Below are 16,682 nucleotides of genomic sequence, written 5' to 3'. Positions count from 1 at the left end.
GCCGTTCAAGTCGTGATCAACAATGCGCGAAATAGTACATGTATGGTCGGATGAAATCCCTGAGCCTCCCCCCGCGTGGCGCCACTCTCCCTTTGGGGCTATTCGTCGCCTGTTTCCCCTCTCGTAGATGCATGCCAACGCATGCGAAGGTTGCTGGGAATTCACCTAGACCTCCGGTGTTTGAAAACCCATGCCATCGCCTATCGTTGGGCGGGGTCGGCCGAAAAGAGCTGCCGAACGTCAAGCTGCCCGCTGCCCGACAGCCGACAGCGCGTCCGTCGGGACGCCGACGTGACAACACAAGCGCGAGGGTGAGGAAATGCGGCCCAGGATCGATCCGCAGGACGCGGACGACTTCGCCGTCACACCGGCCGGCCAGGTCTACCTCCAGGAGGTCAGCCGGTCATTGAACGGGATCCTCGCGGACCGGCCGCCGCCGAACGTCCACCGGACCATCGCCAACCACCCGACGCTGCTGCCCGCGATGCAGCCGCTGATGTCTCATGTGGCGGGCGACATCCTCCCGCCGCGCGAGCGCGAGCTCATCATCCTGCGGACGGCGTGGCGTTCACAGGCGTCGTACGTCTGGGCGCATCACCATGCCGCGGGGCTCTTCGTCGGGCTGACCGAGACGGAGATCGCCCGAGCCGCCTCGGAGGACGCCACCGGCTGGACGCCCTTCGAGGCCGCCCTGCTCACGGCGGTCGACGAGCTCCACACCAAGTCGGCGATATCGGACAGCACCTGGAAGCAGCTCGCCGAGCAGTACAGCGAGGAGCAGATCCTCGAACTGCTGGCCCTCGCCGGAACGTACAAGACCCTGGCGTTCATCCTGAATTCCTGCCTGGTCCCGGTCGACAGCTGGATGGAGCGTCCGGCGCTGCTGCCGGTGGACCCGGGGCAGCTCACCTCCGGCAGGCATGCCCGCCCGCGCGAGTCGCTTCCGGGATCGGGCGCCGAGACATGGAACCGGCGCATCGTGTTGCAGAACGACACCGGGCTCTCGCAGCTCACGCCCTCGGCGGCCCATCCCGAGCCGCCACTTCATGAGATCCTCGTCCGCTATCCGGACCTGATGTCCACGGCCGCGCAGTCCCGCGAGACCGGCTCGCCGCTCCTGCTGATCCGCAGGAACTCCTCGGACATCATGCCGGACACGGACGGCTACTCCTTCAGCGCCACCCATCTGTTCGCCGATTCCACGGGTGTCCCGATTCTCGCCGAAGTGGTGGAACCGCACGACACCTGGAACGCCCACAGCGCGCTGTCCAAAATCCTCGACTACGCGGGCAGCGGGGCCCGGCACTGGCCGCTCCACATACTGCAGCGCTCGCTCGAGTACACCGCGCAATTGCAGGACACCACCGCGGACGGTTTGCTGGCGGAGATGGGCTATCCGATCGACCAGGGCTCGTTCCTGCGCACGATCGAGGGGAATCTGGCCCTGGGCAGGCTCCGTATGGTCATTGTGGCCAGTCAATTCCCGCCCGAATTCAACCGGGTCATCTCGTTCCTCGGCCAGCAGCTCCGCCCCGCCGAGGTGTACGGCGTCGAACTGCGCCGCTTCTCCGACGGGTCCCACGCGGCGTACATACCGCGGGTGGTCACCTGAGCGGGGAAGCCCCCGCGGACGGCCGAGGCGGGCCGGGGCCGACGCCCCGGCCCGCCTTCCTTCACCCATCGGCCCGTTCAGTCACCCATCGGCCGGTCCACTCACCCGCGGGCCCGTTCACTCACCCGCGGGGCGCGTCTTGCGGATCAGTGTGATGCCGTCCGCCATGGGGACCAGCGACATCTCCACCCGCGGATCGTCGTGGACCAGCTTGTTGAACGCGCGGATACCGGCGGTGTCGACGTCCTGCGCCTCGGGGTCCACGACCTTGCCGAAGAACAGGGTGTTGTCGACCACGATCAGGCCGCGGTCGCCGAGGAGCGTCAGCGCCATCTCGTAGTAGTGCGGGTAGCCCTGCTTGTCGGCGTCGATGAACACGAAGTCGAACGTGCCGGGGCCCTCCTCCGCGAGGATCGTCTTGAGGGTGTCGGCCGCGTCACCGACGCGCAGGTCGATCCGCCCCTCGACGCCCGCCCTGGCCCAGTAGTCGGCGCCGATGCTTGCCCAGCGGTCGGTGATGTCACAGGTGACGAGCTGTCCGCCGGGCGCGAGCGCACGGGCCAGGCACAGGGTGCTGTACCCGGTGAACGTGCCGATCTCCAGGATCCTTTTCGCCGGGGTGAGTCCGGCCAGCAGCGTCAGCAGCTGGCCCTCCTCGGGCATGACCTGCATCGCGGTGCCCGCGGGAAGCTCCGCCGTCGTCTCGCGAAGCTGCCGCAGGACCTCGTCCTCCCGCAGGGAGAACTCCCGGATGTACTCCGAGAGCGCGGCCGGGAGACCTACCTGGTTCGCCATGCGTCATCCATCTTCTCTGGTCTTCTCGCATCGGAACCGGCCGGGAGGTGCTGCCTCCCGGCCGGCGAGGGCTCAGACGCCCTGGAGGCTGACGGCGTGCAGCTCCATCGTGGGCGGCGGGTCGGACGGCACCGGGGACAGATGCAGCCGCTGGATGTCCTCCTGTGCGGGCGCGGGCAGTTCGGCCCGGCAGTCGCACGGCTCGTCGGTGAAACCGGCGAAGCGGTAGGCGATCTCCATCATCCGGTTGCGCTCGGTCTGCCGGAAGTCGGCGGCCAGATGGACCCCCGCCCGGGCGGCCTGGTCGCCGAGCCAGCGGAGGATGACCGAACCGGCGCCGAACGACACCACACGGCACGACGTGGCCAGCAGCTTGAGATGCCAGACGCCGTCGTGCTTCTCCAGCAGTTGGAGACCGACCGCGCCATGCGGTCCGAACCGGTCGGTGAGCGTGGTCACCAGCACCTCATGGCGTGGATCGGCCAGCAGCGCCCGCAGATCGGTGATGGAGTAGTGCACACCGGTGGCGTTCATCTGGCTGGTGCGCAGCGTCAGCTCCTCCACCCGGGAGAGCTCCTCCTCGGTCGCGCGTCCGATGCGCATCACCAGTTCCAGCGAGCGCAGGAAGTCTTCGCTCGGCCCCTGGAACTCCGCCTCGGCCGCCTTCCGCTGGAATCCGGCCTGGTACATCTGGCGACGGCGGCGCGCGTCCACGGTCACCGTCGCCGGGTTGAACTCCGGCAGCGCGGAGAGCTCGGACAACTGCTCGGCGTCATAGCAGCGGACCTCGGGCAGATGGAACTGGACCTCCGCCCGCTCCGTCGGCTGGTCGTCGATGAAGGCGATCGTGCCGAGCGCGAAGTTGAGTTCGGTGGCGATCTCCCGCACCGAATCGGACTTCGGACCCCAGCCGATGCGCGGCAGCACGAAGTACTCGGCGACGCCCAGCGCCTCGAGCTGCTTCCAGGCCAGGTCGTGGTCGTTCTTGCTGGCCACCGACTGCAGGATGCCGCGGCTGTCCAGTTCGGCGATGAGTTCTCTGACCGGGGCGGGGAGCGTCACCGTCCCGTCCTCCAGCAACGTGCCCCGCCACAGGGTGTTGTCGAGGTCCCACACCAGACACTTCACGATCGAGGTCTGTTCGGCCACGGCTCTTCCTTGTCTCGGTTCGCCGACTCATGTCGAGGGCATCGACACGGCGTGGTCGGCGAGGATCAGCTGACAGATCTCCGTACTGCCCTCGATGAGTTCCATGAGCTTCGCGTCGCGGTACGCGCGCTCGACCACATGGCCCTCGTGTGCCGCCGCCGAGCCCAGGACCTGCACCGCCGTGGCGGCGCCCTGCGCGGCCTGGACGGCGCTCACCTGCTTGGCGAGGACGGTGGCGACGACCATCTCGGGAGAGCCCTCGTCCCAGCACCGGCTGGCGTGTTCACACACCCGGGTGGCGATCTGCTCGGAGGTCAGCAGATTCGCCAGGTGTCGGGCGACGAGCTGGTGCTCCGCGAGCCGCTTTCCGAACTGCGTCCGGGTGCGGGCATGCCCCCGGGCGGCGTCGAGACAGGCCCGGAGGATGCCGACACAGCCCCAGGCGACCGAGATCCGCCCGTACGCCAGCGCGGTGGTCACCAGGAGCATCAGGGGCTGTCCGCCGCCGAGCACGGCGGTGGCGGGCAGCCGCACCTCGTCGAGCCGCACATCCGCGTGGCCCGCGGCCCGGCAGCCGGACGGCTGCGCCACCCTGGTCACGGTGACGCCCGGAGCCGAGGCGGGCACCACGACGGCGGCCGCCCCGGAGCCGTAGCGGCCGACGACAACGATCATGTCGGCGTAGTGGGCCGCGGTCGTCCAGACCTTCTGGCCACGGACGATGACGGTGTCGTCGTCCCGCTCGATGGTCGTGGTCATCGCCGACAGATCGCTGCCCGCCTCCGGCTCGCTGAACGCGACGGCGGCGAGCTGACCCCCGGCCAGTTTCGGCAGGTACTCGGCGTGCTGTTGCGCGCTGCCCAGGCGCTGAATGGTCCACGCGGCCATGCCCTGCGAGGTCATCACGCTCCGCAGGGAGCTGCACCGGCTGCCCACGAACGCGGTGAACTCGCCGTTCGCCGCGCTGCTCGCGCCGAGTCCGCCGGACGCCTCCGGCACCCCGGCGCACAGCAGGCCGCGAGCGGACAGCGTGCGCAGTACGTCGTCGGGTATCAGACCGGTCCGGTCCCACTCGGCGGCCCGGTCGCCGACGAGGTCGTCGACGAGGTCACGGGCGCCGGCGAGCGGCTCAGTCATCGGCGGGCTTCTCGGCGCCGTGCAACCGCACCACCAGCGCGGTCATGGCCTCGATGGTGCGGAAGTTGTCCCGCTTGAGGTCGTCCCCCAGGATCTGCACGGAGAAGGCCTGTTCCAGATGGACCACGAGCTCCATCGCGAACATCGACGACACCAGCCCGGACCCGAAGAGGTCCTGGTCGGCGGGGACCTCCGCCTTCACCCGCTCCGAGACGAACGCCGTGATCGCCTGCTCGGTCGCCTCGGCGGTGACTGCCTGGTCCATACTCACGAAAGCACCTCTCCATAGTTGTAGAACCCGCGCCCTGTCTTACGCCCCAGATCACCGCGGCGCACCTTCTCCATCAGAAGTTCACAGGGCTCGAAGGTGGAATTTCCGGTCCGCTCGGCAAGCAGCCGAAGAGCGTCCGCAAGATTGTCGAGTCCGATCAGGTCGGCGGTGCGCAGCGGGCCGGTCGGATGCCCGAGGCAGCCGTGCATGAGCTGGTCCACGTCCTCGACACTCGCGGTGCCCTCGGCCACGATGCGTGCCGCTTCATTGATCATGGGGTGCAGCAGCCTGCTGGTGACGAACCCGGGCGCGTCACGCACGACGACGGTCTTCCTCCCCAGCCGGTCCAGCAGGGACAGGATCGCGGCCATGGCGTCCTCGCCGGTCTGCGGGCCGCGCACCACTTCCACCATCTCGATGAGATAGGACGGATTCATGAAGTGCACCCCGGCCAGTTCGGCGGGCCGCCGCACCGACTTCGCCAGTTCGGCGATGGGAATTCCCGAGGTGTTGGTGATCAGCGGAATCCCGGCGGGGACCGTGCCGGAGAGGTCCGCCATGACCCGCGCCTTGAGCGCGGCGTCCTCGGTGATGGCCTCGATCACCACATCGGCGTCCGCGACATCGCCGCTGGAGAGCGTCGTGGTCAGTGTCCCGGTGGCCTGGGAGGCGGGGAAGGCGCCCATGAACTGCCCGTGCCGCACCAGTTGGGCGATTTCCGCTCGGGCGCTCTCCAGCACGTCACCCGAGACATCGACCAGCACGACATCGACCCCACGGCCCAGCGCGAGTGCGGTGATGTTGCGTCCCATTACCCCGGCGCCGACGACAGCGATCGTGTCCGATGCGGAACCCGCCATCCCCTGCCTCCAATCGTCACTCAGATGAGTGCGCCCTCCGTAGAGCGCACAACAAGTGAATGCCAACAGGAACGGCAGGCCCCTGTCTCTATGGCACTTTCAGGTAAAAATACTAGGAGTGCGCGGCCGATGTCGATGGGGCGAAACCACCGCCACCTCGGCATCTGTCCACTAGTTGATGACGAGTTGTGCCGGGATGCGGCGAGACGTACAAGACGTGGGAGTACCCAGACGTAGGAGTACGAGGAGGAACCGCATCCGCATGGGCGAACCGGAGGAGCAAACGGGCGGGCCCCAGCCCGTCCGGCGGCGCCGGGCCGCGGAATCGCTGATGACCCCGACGTCGGCGGTGCTCGTCTCCAACGACCAGATGGCGGTGGGCGTGCTGCGCGCCCTGCACGAGGCGGGGCGCCGGGTGCCCGAGGACGTCAGCGTGGTCTGCTACGACGACATCCCCGAGGCCGAGCATCTGCTCCCGCCGCTGACCACGGTCCGTACGGACTTCGCGGAGATCGGTCGCCGCTGCATGACCCTGATGCTGGACCATCTGGAGCGCACCCCCGAGCCGGGGGTGCGCGTGACCATCCCTACGGAGCTGGTCGTACGCCGCAGCAGCGGCCCTGCACCCAGGGATTAGAGGACTAGCGGGCGATCCCGCCGCCTCCCATATAGAGGTCCAGCTTCCCGGTCCGCTCGAAACTGTCGCCGTACAGCCGGGTGACACCGCCGGTCGACAGCCCCTGGTCCGTGCCGGGCAACAGCCATGCGGAGCTGCGAATCTTGTCGTCGCCCGGCGCGGCCACCGTCAGGTCGGCCCGGTGGTCGCCGTCCATGTCGACGAGACGCACCGACATCCCGAACGTGGCCCGCGCGCTCTTCTTGCCGCCGATGTCGCCCGCATCGATGACTCGGGCTCCCTCACCGGTCAGGCCGTTTGGACCGCCCAGCAGGAGCAGCACCTGTTCCGGGCCCGTCTTCGCGTACTCCTCGCTCCGGGGTGAGCCGGCCACCACGTCCGCGTAGCCGTCACCGTTGACGTCACCGGTGTCCAGGGAGGTGAAGGCGGCGTCCTCGTCCTGAGGTTCCTCGCCGGGTACGCCCGGGGTGTCGCGGTCGATGGTCGTCGACCGTTTTCCCTCCCCCGGCCCGGCCTTGGAGCCGTACACGACGGTCACCGAGCTATGGCTCGCCTTGCCGCGCCGGGGACTGAGCACGAGGTCCGCGACGCCGTCGCCGTCCACGTCGCCGACCGCCCCGGCCGCCGCGTCGGGGAGGTCGATGTCATCTGGTTGGGCGAGGCCGCCGCGGCGGGCGTGGAAGTAACTGACCGGCCAGCGCTCCTCGAACCGGGCTGTGCCGAGGGGCTTGTCGTGGTGGAAGGCCATCAACTCGTCGGCACCGTCACCGTCCAGGTCCCCGGCGACGAGGCCGCGGTAGTTCGCGGTGTCGATGTCTTTTGCGGGCCGGCGCGGTGCGGACACCGGGCCGGTGCCCACCGGGGTTCCGTCGCGTTTGAAAGGCCCCTTGAGCAGGCCCTTGTTGGAACCGAGCCCGAAGACCAGATCGGCATGCCCGTCCCCGTCGAAGTCACCAGCGACGAGTTGCTCCTCCAGGATCGGGTCCAGCGCCCAGGAGACGTGGCTGCCGTCCGTCCCCGGCACCCGGACAGCGCTCTTCAGCCCGTCCGGGGAACCCCACAAGATGATCACGCTCGGTTTCCAGTCGAAGACGGCGGTGGCGAGGTCGGTGTACCCGTCCCCGTCGAAGTCTCGGGCCACCACATCGGTCCCGAAGAACGCCTCGTCCCGGGCCTCCCCCGGTATCCCGGCGTCGTTCTGCGTGAGGTACTGGCAGCGGGCGAGACCGGTCCCGTCGCCCGATCCGTAGGCCACCGCGATGCTGCCGCCGCCGCTGCCCTTGTCTACGTCGCCCAGTGCTCCCATGGCCAGGTCGGGGTGGCCGTCACCGTCGAAGTCAGCGGCGGGCGCGGTACCGGCCGGTGCCTGTCCGCCCTTCGCCGGGGCGCCCTTCGCCGGGGCGCCCTTCGCCGGGGCGCTGGAGGGCGCGGTTCCGTGAGCCGCAGTGTGGCAGGTGTGGGGTGCGGCGATGCCCTGGGGCCCGGACTGAGCCAGAACCACTCCGACCGCGACGACGACCGCGACGACAGCCGCACCGCCCGCGATCACCCACCGGCGTTTGCCGCCCCGTTTCCGCACAGTTCCCTGCTCATCATCTTCGACGTCTATGTGATCAAGCACCTCTCGACGGTACCCAACGGTTTTGGACACCCGGTTGCGAGCGGATCCCCGACTTCAGCACCGTAGCCCGCGCACGCACGTCGTCGCGGACCGCGTCGGCACCCCCATGTGGCGGGTGTTCACCGGGGTCACGGGTCCGCACGGCCGCGGTGGCGCGGGCAGCGGCAGGGCGGGAACTGGCTGGATCGCAAGGGTTCGAGCTTGTCCTTGACCACGACGACCACCCTGCCGAGCTCCTGCGTCACGACCGCGCCATCCGGCGAGACGCGGTAGACGCGCATCGTCATGCGTGGAGCGGTGGATTCGGTGTGTGAGAACACGTTGACCTGTCTTTCCGGTCGGCCAATTACGTTGTGTGCACATACCGTTGCGTTCCGGCGCGCAGGCTGGAAAAAGGCGACACGTCCCAGCCAAGATCGCGGGACAAGAGGGGATGCACGATGCCGTTCCAGCCACGCGAACTGTTTCCCGACCGCTCCGCCCGCGACCTCTTCGGCGCGGAGATCCGCCGTCACCGCGAGAAGGCGGACATGTCGCTGCGGCGGCTGTCCGAGGTACTGAACTACAGCAAATCGCATCTGGCGCGGATCGAGGCGGCGGAGTCCCTGCCGTACGACGACCTTCCGGCCAAGTTGGACGCGTGCGCAACCATCCCTGGCCTGCTCCAGACTCCCGAACTCGCGAAGGCGTCGCTGCGCATCGGCAATCGGTTCGCCCCTGACGCGGAAATCGAGGCGTGGGCGAACGCCCGCATCGCTCGACAGGCGCGGCTGGCCGAACCACGGCCACCGCACTGTTGGTTCATCGTGGACGAGGCGGCATTGCGCCGCGCGGCGGGCGGACCCGAGGTGATGCGCCGCCAGTTGGTGTCCCTCCTTGAGCGCGGGACACAGCCATACGTAACCATTCAGGTGCTGCCGTTCAGGGCGGGCCAGCACGTGGAGGCGGGCGGTTCCTTGCTGCTCTACACGTTGCCGAACGAGCCGTTGCTGGCCTATGAAGAGGCAGCCGCTTCGGGACTTTCATCGAGGACGTGGGCCGGGTCCCGGAGCGTCGGAAGAACTACGATCTGCTCAGGGCCATGGCCCTCTCGCCCCTCGACTCCGAGGCGATGATCCGAGCCGTGATGAAGGACTGGACCTCATGGGAACCGCCCCAGACCTGAGAACCGCTTCGTGGCACAAGAGCAGCTACAGCAGCAACGGGGGCGGCGAATGCGTCGAGGTCGCCGACAACCTCGCCGGCATCGTCCCCGTACGCGACTCCAAGAACCCCGACGGCCCCACCCTCATATTCCCCAACGGCTCGTGGAGCGCCTTCATAGCGAGCCTGAAGAAGGCAGGGATGTGAGCCGCCTCCTCGTCGTCCGCAACGCGGAGCGCAGTGGTCCGGGGCGGTTCCGGCCGTGGTGGGCGGAGATGGGGCTGACGGTGGTCGAAACCGACGGCGCGTCGGCCCCCGCGTCCCCGGAGGGTTTCGACGCGGTGGTCCTGCTCGGTGGTGGCTTCCTGCCGGATGCCGACGCCTACGCGCCCTGGCTACCGGCCGAACGGGAGCTCACCCGGCGTGCCCTCGCCGAGGGCGTCCCGTTGCTGGGTATCTGCCTGGGGGCCCAGGTGCTCGCCGTCGCGGCGGGCGGGACAGTGCTCGGCGATCACGGTCGGCCCGAACGGGGCTCCTGTGCTGTCCGGTTGAGGCCGGAAGCCGACACCGACGCGCTGTTCGCCGGGGTACCGCGTGAGTTCCGGGCCATTCAGAACCATCGTGACCAGATCACCGCGCTTCCCTCCGGCGCCGTCTGGCTCGCCTCGAGCGACGCCTGTCCGGTGCAGGCGTTCCGGATGGGCGAGCGGGCCTGGGGCGTGCAGTTTCATCCGGAGGCGGGGGCAGACCGCCTCGACGGCTGGGACGAAGCCGCCCTGGCCGACGCGGGCCTGGACCTGCGCGCGCTCCGGGCCGAGGCCGAGCGGGTCGAGCCGGAGTCCATGCGTACGGCGCGGCGACTGGCGGCGAACTTCGCCGATGTGGTCCGCCGGGCCGCGGACGCATCGCCGACCCGGGCCTCGTAAGTCCGTGGGGCTCAGCGCAGCAGCAACTGAAGACCGCCCAGCACCGTGGCCCCGATGACCAGCCGCTCGAAGAGCCGCTGATTGATCCGGTCCACGCACGCCTTACCGATGTACGCACCGGGCAGGACGAAGAGCGCGAGCAGCGCGTCCAGGAGCAGGGAGCGGCCGTCGATGAGGCCGAGGCCGACGCTGAAGGGCACCTTGGCGACGTTCACGATCAGGAAGAACCAGGCCGAGGTGCCCAGGAAGCCCAGCTTCCGGAAGCCGGCGGAGAGCAGGTAGAGCGACATCACGGGGCCGCCCGCGTTGGCCACCATCGTGGTGAAGCCGCCGAGCACACCGTACGAACCGGCCTTGAGCCGGGCGCCCGCCCCGTCCGCGTCGGACGTCGCGGGGGCCGCCGCCCGGGCCGCCGCGCGCCGCCGCCACACCGTGACCCCGGCCATGAGCAGCAGGATCGCCCCGATGGATGTGCGCACCTCCGCGTCCCCGGCCCAGACCAAGAACGCCGTGCCCACCACCACCCCGGCCGCGACCGCCGGGAACAGCCGCACCAGGGTCCCCCAGTGCGCGTGCCGCCGATAGGTGCGCACCGCGAGCAGATCGCCGACGATCAGCAGGGGCAGCAGCACACCGGTCGACTCCCGGGCCGGAAGCACCGCCGCGAAGATCGCAAGGCTGACGGTATTGGCGCCGCTGACGGCGGTCTTCGAGAAGCCGACGAGTATGGATGCCGCCGCGAGCGCGGCGAACTCCCAGAGGGTAACGGTGTACATGCCACCGGATGATTCCAGGCCAGCGTGCACCCACCGCAGGCAGGGACCTCAGCGCACCCAGCCCTGGAGCGGCTGGGTGTCGGGCGTGACGCCGACCGGCGCGGGCGCGGGTCCCCTCGGGCGCGCATGGCCATTGCGGTACGTCTCGACCTCGAGGCCCTGGCCGCCGACCATTACGACACCAAGGCGGCCAGGTCCCAGACGCGGATCACGCCGTCCAGGCCCGCGCTCAAGGCGACTTCGCGGCCGCCGAGCATGGTGGTCCGCACTACCGCGACGCCACCCCGATGGCCGGTCAGCGGGGCACCGACTCCCGCGCCCTCGGCCAGGTCCCACATGCGTACGGTCCCGTCCGCACCCCCGGTCACCGCGAGGAACCGGTCGCCGACCGTGGCGGTGTCCATGGCGGAGATACCGCCCTCGTGACCGACGATCGGATCGTAGATCGGCTCATCGCCCTCGTCCTCCGACAGTCCCCATACGTAAACCTGTCCCAGATCCGCCGCCGCCACCACGATCGGACGATCGGCGATCTGGGACACAGCAACCGCTTCGATACTGCCGTCATCAGGGTAAAACGAAGCCAGTTGCTCGTCCCGCGCCAGATCCCACACGCCCACGTCGCTACCGCCCGCCACGACCAACGAACGGCCATTGATCTGTGCGGTGGCGACCGTGCGGATGCCGTGGATCTCGCTGTCCGGTAGCTCCACCGGGGGCTCCTCGGCAGACAGCCCCCACACCAGGACCCCGGCATCCGAACCCGTCACGAACCGCGGTGGCCCCTCCCCCTTCACGGTGGCCATGGACCCGACGTAGGGCTCGCCATACATCGCCCCCCGGAGCAGTTCACCGCTCTCCACATCCCACAGGGCGGAGCCCTGCTCATGACCACCAGCCGCCAGCAGCACGCGGCTGCCGGAAACGGCCGCGGCCAGCGAGCTCAGCTCGTTGCCGGCGTCGGGGTACTCGACGGCGAGCGGATCTTCGGCAAAGGCGTATGTCAATGGCCGCTTCTGCCACAGGTCCCGCTGCGGGTCCCAGGTCCACACGGCATCCTCGCCGTCGGCGCAGACCACCAGCGGACCGCCGCCCACCTCGACCACCGCAAGGTCAATGATCAGGGAGGAGGAAGGTATTTCGCTCCTCAGCAACACGGATGCGTCTGACATGCGGTGAACGTAATCCCCGGCTCTGACATCGCCATCGTGAAGTATCTCGCGCGGGCCTGAGGCGGCCCGGCCACGCGGTGGAGTCCACCCCACCGCCGGACGCCGCACGGTAACGGCGCTGGGTAGCGGGGGGACGGCAGCCAAGCCCCATCGCCTGCGGGCGGGTGATACTGGGCCCATGAGCAGCCACGAGTTCGTGCGGGCCGGGGCCGGGCTCGGGCGCGGGCTCGGTGGGATGGTGGTGACCGCCGTCGGCTATCGCTCCCAGGGGATACCGCCGACGTTGCACCGGGGGCTGCCCTCCCCCTACCTGACGCTGATCTTCTCCCTGGAGGGCCCCGTCGTCGGCGGTGTCACGCCCGAGCAGGCGCGGGGGCCCGGCGCCTCGCGGACGGAGATCGTCGTGGGTGGGCTGCACCAGCAGCCCGCGTATATCGCCCAGGCCGGAAGAGAGGCCGGAGTGCAGCTCGCGGTGCATCCGCTGGCGGCGCGCACGCTGCTGGGGCTTCCGGCCGGGGCGCTCACCTCCGAGCTGGTCACCTCCGGGGCGGACGTGCTGGGCAAGCGGGCCGCCGAGGTGTGGGAGCGGCTGTGCCAGCAGCAAACGTGGGCGGACCGGTTCGCCACGCTGGGCACGTATCTGCGGGAGCGCGCGGCGGCGGGCGAGGACGGGGCGCCGGTGCGCAGCGAGGTCGCCGAGGCGTGGGCATGGCTGGCCCGGCATCGCGGGGCCGGGACGCTGACGGGTCTGGCCGAGCATGTGGCGCTCAGCCCGCGCCGTCTGACAGGCGTGTTCCGGGCCGAGACCGGGCTGAGCCCCAAGCAGGCCGCGCGGCTGATGCGCTTCCAGCACGCCAGAAACACGGTGGTCCGGTCCGTGGCGGTGGGCCGGGCGCCGGACCTGGCCCGGGTCGCCGCCGAGTGCGGCTACTTCGACCACTCCCACCTGGTGCGCGACTTCCGTCAGTACACCGGGGTGAGCCCAACCGCCTGGTTGGCCGAAGAGTGCCGGAATATCCAAGCCGGGGGGCATCTCTACGGCGAAGAGTAGAGCCCATGAACACCGCACCGAACCAGCAGCAAGAGCAGCAGAAGCAGCCGCGTGAACCGGCCATCTGGCCCACGCTCCAGGCCCATGACGCCATCGCCCTCATCGACTTCCTGGTCGACACGGTCGGCTTTCTGCGCACGGCCGTCTACCAGGACGAGGACCGCGTCGCCCATGCCCAGCTCGACTGGCCCGACGGCGGCGGCGTCATGCTCGGCTCGTACGACCCGGCCACCAAGAGCTTTTGCCTGGAGCCGGGCACCTTCGGGGCGTATGTCGTCACCGACCACGTCGACGCGCTGTACGAACGGCTCACGGCGGCCGGTGTGCGGGTGCTCCGGCCGATCGAGGACCAGCCGTACGGCAGCCGTGAGTTCGCCATCGCCGACCCGGAGGGCAACAAGTGGTCCTTCGGCACGTACCGGGGCGAGCCCCGGCCCGCGACCGGCTGAGAGCTGTCCGCCCTCACTCCTCCAGGTAGTGGAAGCCCGGCCGGGGGTGCATCAGGAAGTCGTGGTGCGAGATGTTCCACGCGTACGCGCCCGCCATCGCGAACGCGACGCGGTCCCCCACCCGTAGCTCCGTCACCGGGATCCGGCGGGCCAGCACGTCCTTGGGGGTGCAGAGCTGGCCGACCAGCGTGACCGGCTCCGCCCGTACGGCCGGGCGCGCCCAGGGCCGGGACCAGGTGTCCCCGGTGTCCATGGGGAGCACCTGGAAGGGCTGGTCGTGCTGTTTGGTGGCGGGGGTGCGGAGGTGGTGGGTGCCGCCGCGCAGCACCGCGAACGCCTCGCCCCCGCTGTGCTTGATGTCCAGTACCTCGGTGACGTACCAGCCGCAGTGGACGGTCAGCGCCCGGCCGGGCTCGATCCGCAGGGTGCGGCCGGGGTGGCGGAGGGCGAGGTCCGCCATGCCCTGGCCGTAGGCGGCCCAGTCGAAGGAGCGGTCGGGGTGGGCGTAGTCCACGCCCATCCCGCCGCCGACGTTCACCTCGGTGAGGCCCAGCCCGTGGCGTTCGGACAGCTTCGCCGCCCAGTCGGCGATCGCGGCGGCGACGGCGACCTGGGCGGGGGCGTCGAGGCCGCTGGCGAGATGGGCATGGATGCCGCGCAGCCGGAGGGGGCCGCCGCCCGACAGCCGGGGCGGGCCACCGCCCGGGCGCGCTTCGGCGAACAGCGGAAGGCAGCGCTCCACGGCCTCGGGGTCGAGGCCGAAGGGGCTGGGGCGGCCGCCCATGGCGAGCGCCGCGCCACCCAGCTCGTCACCGGCCACCGGGAGGTTGACGCGCAGGAGGACGTCCACGTCCGGGATCCCCGCGTCCTGCGCCGCCCCGGCCAGCAGCCGCAGCTCCTGCTCGCTCTCCACATGGAACCGCTCCACGCCCAGCGTCAGCGCCCGCCGCAGCTCCCCCTCGGTCTTGCCCGGCCCGCCGAAGGCCAGCGGCGCCCCGGGCACGGCCGCGCGGACATGCTCCACCTCACCGCCGGAGGCGACCTCGTAGCCGGTGACGTGGGGCGCGAGGGCCTGGAGGATGGCGGGCGCCGGGTTGGCCTTCGCGGCGTAGTAGAGCTCGAGGCCCGGCGGCAGCGCGTCCCGTACGGCCTGCGCGTGGGCGCGGAGCACGGTCAGGTCGTAGACGTAGGCGGGAAGGTCGTCGCCGGTCAGCTCCGTGGCGAGGGTACGGACGGCAGGGGTGATCAACGGCTGCTCCCGGGGTGGATGACGTGGGCTTCTTCGGACACGTGAGCCGCTTCCGACACATGCGCCGCCTCGGACAGCAGGGCGGAGGCGAGCGGGCTGGCGATGCGGACATAGCCCGCGTGGCGGTCGGCCCGACGAGCCCAGCGGGTCAGGAGGTTGGCCTTGGCGGGCAGCGGCACACCCGCCACGAGGGCGCGCAGCGCGGGCGGGTGGTCATGGGCCGCGGAGCGCTCGCACAGCACCCGGCGGACCGCCGACCACAGCGCGGGCTCCAGACGCGGACAGCGGTCGGCGAGGGCGGCCACCATCTCGGCGATGTGGTTGACCAGCAGGCAGTACACCACCCGGTCCCAGCCGCGCTCGCGCTCGTACGTCAGCGGGCGGGCCACCGCCTCGGGCAGCGCGGCGAGCGCGGCGGCGTGCCGCTCGGGCACCAGCTTGGTGCCCTCCAGATCGCGGAAGAGCACCTGCCGGGGGGTGCCGTCGGCGGGATCGACGCCGATGACGACGTTCTGGAGGTGGGGTTCCAGGACCACGCCGTGGTCGAAGTAGGCGGCCAGCACGGGCGGTACGAGAAGGTTGAGATACGCCTGCCACCACGCGGAAAGCCGGTCGGGGCCGACATCGGGGAGGAGCCGGGAGATCTGGGCGCCGCTGGTCGGGTACTCATCGGCGACAGCCGCCGCGAGCAGCGCGGTCAGCCCCGGCCTCAGCCGGGCGGCCAGCCCCTCGCGGACGATCACTCCGAAGCCCTCGATCAGCTGCTGGTCGCCGCCGAGGTCCAGCGTCCGGTAGGCGGGTTCGCGCAGCAGCTCACAGCCGGGGAAGCGGGTGGCGAGATCGGCGGCGACCGGCTCCAGCAGCCGGGTCAGGGCGACGGCGCCGGACAGCTCGTAGTCGGCGTTCTTGCGCAGGCAGTTGGTGATCCGCACATTGAGGCTGAACTTGAGGAAGTCCCGGCCGTCGTAAAGCGTGCGGACCGACGCGGTGGGCGCGAACTGGGCGCCTCCGGGCCCGAGGTCCAGCACCTCGCCCCGGGCGATGGCCGCCCGCAGCAGACGGTGCTCGCGCAGCATCGCGTACTGCCAGGGGTGCGCGGGCAGCAGCCGGTAGCCCTCGGGGACGGCGGCCTGCCGGTCGAGCGCGGCGAGGGCTCCGGGCTGCGCGGTCTCGTCGCGGACGTACTCCTCGCGGACGTACTCCTCGCGTACCGCGAGGTGGTGCAGCGGGAAACGCGCCCCGGCCTCGGGGGCGAACCGCGCCCACGAGTCGGCACTGCCGGTGCGGGCCTTGGGGGTGGGGTGGAAGCGGTGGCCGAAGAGCAGGGACTGCTCGGAGGCGAGATAGGGGTCCTCTCCGCTGCCGCTCACGGGCGGTGTGTCCCGGTCCTCCAACGCATCCCGGCCCTCCAACGCATCCCGGCCCTCCAGAGCCGCCAGGGCCGCCGTCATGCCCGCGTGGCTGGAGGCGACCTGGTCCAGGAACTCATCGTTGTGCACGCCCGTGCGCAGCTCCAGCTCCCGGCGGATGCGCTCGGCCAGCTCGCGCCAGGACACCTCGGTCCAGCCGCCCTCGCGCTGCTCGCTGACCGGCCCGATGAAGCGGTGCGCCCCGATGAGGGAGGTGCGCCGCAGCCCGACGCGCAACAGCACCCCGCAGCGCGGCAGCCTCAGCCGCAGCCACCCGTCGGCCACGACGGTCTGATGCTCCGGCCCCGACACCTCGCGGAGCAGACAGTTGAGCAGGGTGTGGGCGGTGGCGTGGTCGGCGGAGGCCACGGTCGCGGCGGGCGAGGAGGTCATGGGCATGGGGCGGCTCCAGCGGGTGCGGAGGA

General features: G+C 70.4%; 18 protein-coding genes. 7 read left to right on the top strand and 11 right to left on the bottom strand.

What is annotated here, in order from left to right:
• The first annotated feature begins 319 nt into the window (after nt 1-319).
• Complete coding sequence (locus tag ACFYOY_RS18465) at nt 320-1,612, top strand: carboxymuconolactone decarboxylase family protein (RefSeq protein WP_351886146.1); 1,293 nt, start codon at nt 320-322, stop codon at nt 1,610-1,612.
• A 117-nt stretch (nt 1,613-1,729) separates the two neighbouring features.
• On the opposite strand, the gene ACFYOY_RS18460 is transcribed toward ACFYOY_RS18465, so the two are convergent.
• The 5 genes from ACFYOY_RS18460 to ACFYOY_RS18440 form a co-directional block, all read right to left on the bottom strand.
• On the bottom strand, nt 1,730-2,407 hold the full coding sequence (locus tag ACFYOY_RS18460) for a class I SAM-dependent methyltransferase (RefSeq protein WP_351886150.1): 678 nt from the start codon (nt 2,405-2,407) through the stop codon (nt 1,730-1,732).
• Between the two features lie 72 nt (nt 2,408-2,479).
• Nucleotides 2,480-3,556 (bottom strand): HAD-IIIC family phosphatase, encoded by a 1,077-nt coding sequence (locus ACFYOY_RS18455; protein WP_351886153.1) that lies wholly within the window; start codon nt 3,554-3,556, stop codon nt 2,480-2,482.
• Nucleotides 3,557-3,583: 27 nt separating this feature from the next.
• On the bottom strand, nt 3,584-4,693 hold the full coding sequence (locus ACFYOY_RS18450) for an acyl-CoA dehydrogenase family protein (RefSeq protein WP_351886156.1): 1,110 nt from the start codon (nt 4,691-4,693) through the stop codon (nt 3,584-3,586).
• Nucleotides 4,686-4,958 carry an acyl carrier protein gene (locus ACFYOY_RS18445; RefSeq protein ID WP_351886380.1) on the bottom strand — a complete coding sequence of 91 codons (273 nt, stop codon included), beginning with the start codon at nt 4,956-4,958 and terminating at the stop codon, nt 4,686-4,688. Before ACFYOY_RS18445 ends, ACFYOY_RS18450 begins: the two co-directional genes overlap by 8 nt.
• 2 nt (nt 4,959-4,960) lie before the next feature.
• Entirely contained in the window at nt 4,961-5,824 is an 864-nt protein-coding gene (locus ACFYOY_RS18440) for a 3-hydroxyacyl-CoA dehydrogenase family protein (protein ID WP_351886159.1), read from the bottom strand.
• A gap of 262 nt (nt 5,825-6,086) precedes the next feature.
• On the opposite strand from ACFYOY_RS18440, the gene ACFYOY_RS18435 reads away from it, so the two are divergent.
• On the top strand, nt 6,087-6,461 hold the full coding sequence (locus tag ACFYOY_RS18435; protein WP_388588062.1) for a substrate-binding domain-containing protein: 375 nt from the start codon (nt 6,087-6,089) through the stop codon (nt 6,459-6,461).
• Between the two features lie 4 nt (nt 6,462-6,465).
• Here ACFYOY_RS18435 and ACFYOY_RS18430 read toward each other — a convergent pair whose 3' ends face one another.
• Nucleotides 6,466-8,040: an FG-GAP repeat domain-containing protein gene (locus ACFYOY_RS18430; RefSeq protein WP_388588059.1), complete on the bottom strand. Its 1,575-nt coding sequence runs from the start codon at nt 8,038-8,040 to the stop codon at nt 6,466-6,468.
• Nucleotides 8,041-8,210: 170 nt separating this feature from the next.
• A complete protein-coding gene (locus ACFYOY_RS18425) occupies nt 8,211-8,369 on the bottom strand; it encodes a hypothetical protein (RefSeq protein ID WP_351886164.1) in 159 nt (52 codons plus the stop codon).
• 153 nt (nt 8,370-8,522) lie between these two features.
• On the opposite strand from ACFYOY_RS18425, the gene ACFYOY_RS18420 reads away from it, so the two are divergent.
• From ACFYOY_RS18420 to ACFYOY_RS18410, 3 genes are read left to right on the top strand one after another with little or no spacing between them, the layout of a single operon-like run.
• On the top strand, nt 8,523-9,197 hold the full coding sequence (locus tag ACFYOY_RS18420) for a helix-turn-helix transcriptional regulator (protein WP_351886167.1): 675 nt from the start codon (nt 8,523-8,525) through the stop codon (nt 9,195-9,197).
• Nucleotides 9,198-9,225: 28 nt separating this feature from the next.
• On the top strand, nt 9,226-9,432 hold the full coding sequence (locus tag ACFYOY_RS18415) for a DUF397 domain-containing protein (protein ID WP_351886170.1): 207 nt from the start codon (nt 9,226-9,228) through the stop codon (nt 9,430-9,432).
• Complete coding sequence (locus tag ACFYOY_RS18410; protein ID WP_351886173.1) at nt 9,429-10,151, top strand: type 1 glutamine amidotransferase; 723 nt, start codon at nt 9,429-9,431, stop codon at nt 10,149-10,151. Before ACFYOY_RS18415 ends, ACFYOY_RS18410 begins: the two co-directional genes overlap by 4 nt.
• Nucleotides 10,152-10,162: 11 nt before the next feature.
• Here the strand turns inward: ACFYOY_RS18410 and ACFYOY_RS18405 are convergent, their stop codons facing one another.
• Entirely contained in the window at nt 10,163-10,927 is a 765-nt protein-coding gene (locus ACFYOY_RS18405) for a sulfite exporter TauE/SafE family protein (RefSeq protein ID WP_351886176.1), read from the bottom strand.
• Nucleotides 10,928-11,100: 173 nt separating this feature from the next.
• On the bottom strand, nt 11,101-12,033 hold the full coding sequence (locus ACFYOY_RS18400) for a hypothetical protein (protein ID WP_351886179.1): 933 nt from the start codon (nt 12,031-12,033) through the stop codon (nt 11,101-11,103).
• 244 nt (nt 12,034-12,277) lie between these two features.
• Between ACFYOY_RS18400 and ACFYOY_RS18395 the strand changes: the two genes are divergently transcribed.
• On the top strand, nt 12,278-13,150 hold the full coding sequence (locus ACFYOY_RS18395) for a helix-turn-helix domain-containing protein (protein ID WP_388588053.1): 873 nt from the start codon (nt 12,278-12,280) through the stop codon (nt 13,148-13,150).
• Nucleotides 13,151-13,155: 5 nt separating this feature from the next.
• Complete coding sequence (locus tag ACFYOY_RS18390) at nt 13,156-13,599, top strand: VOC family protein (RefSeq protein ID WP_351886185.1); 444 nt, start codon at nt 13,156-13,158, stop codon at nt 13,597-13,599.
• 13 nt (nt 13,600-13,612) lie between these two features.
• Here the strand turns inward: ACFYOY_RS18390 and ACFYOY_RS18385 are convergent, their stop codons facing one another.
• The gene (locus ACFYOY_RS18385) at nt 13,613-14,848 is read right to left on the bottom strand and encodes a type III PLP-dependent enzyme (RefSeq protein WP_388588050.1); all 1,236 of its coding nucleotides are present in this window, start codon (nt 14,846-14,848) and stop codon (nt 13,613-13,615) included.
• A complete protein-coding gene (locus tag ACFYOY_RS18380) occupies nt 14,845-16,656 on the bottom strand; it encodes an IucA/IucC family protein (RefSeq protein ID WP_388588048.1) in 1,812 nt (603 codons plus the stop codon). The genes ACFYOY_RS18385 and ACFYOY_RS18380 overlap by 4 nt, the downstream gene beginning before the upstream one ends.
• Nucleotides 16,657-16,682: the final 26 nt, after the last annotated feature.

The organism is Streptomyces sp. NPDC007875, from assembly GCF_042868035.1.
GTDB lineage: Bacteria > Actinomycetota > Actinomycetes > Streptomycetales > Streptomycetaceae > Streptomyces > Streptomyces antimycoticus.
This window is presented reverse-complemented; position numbering and strand designations above follow the sequence as displayed.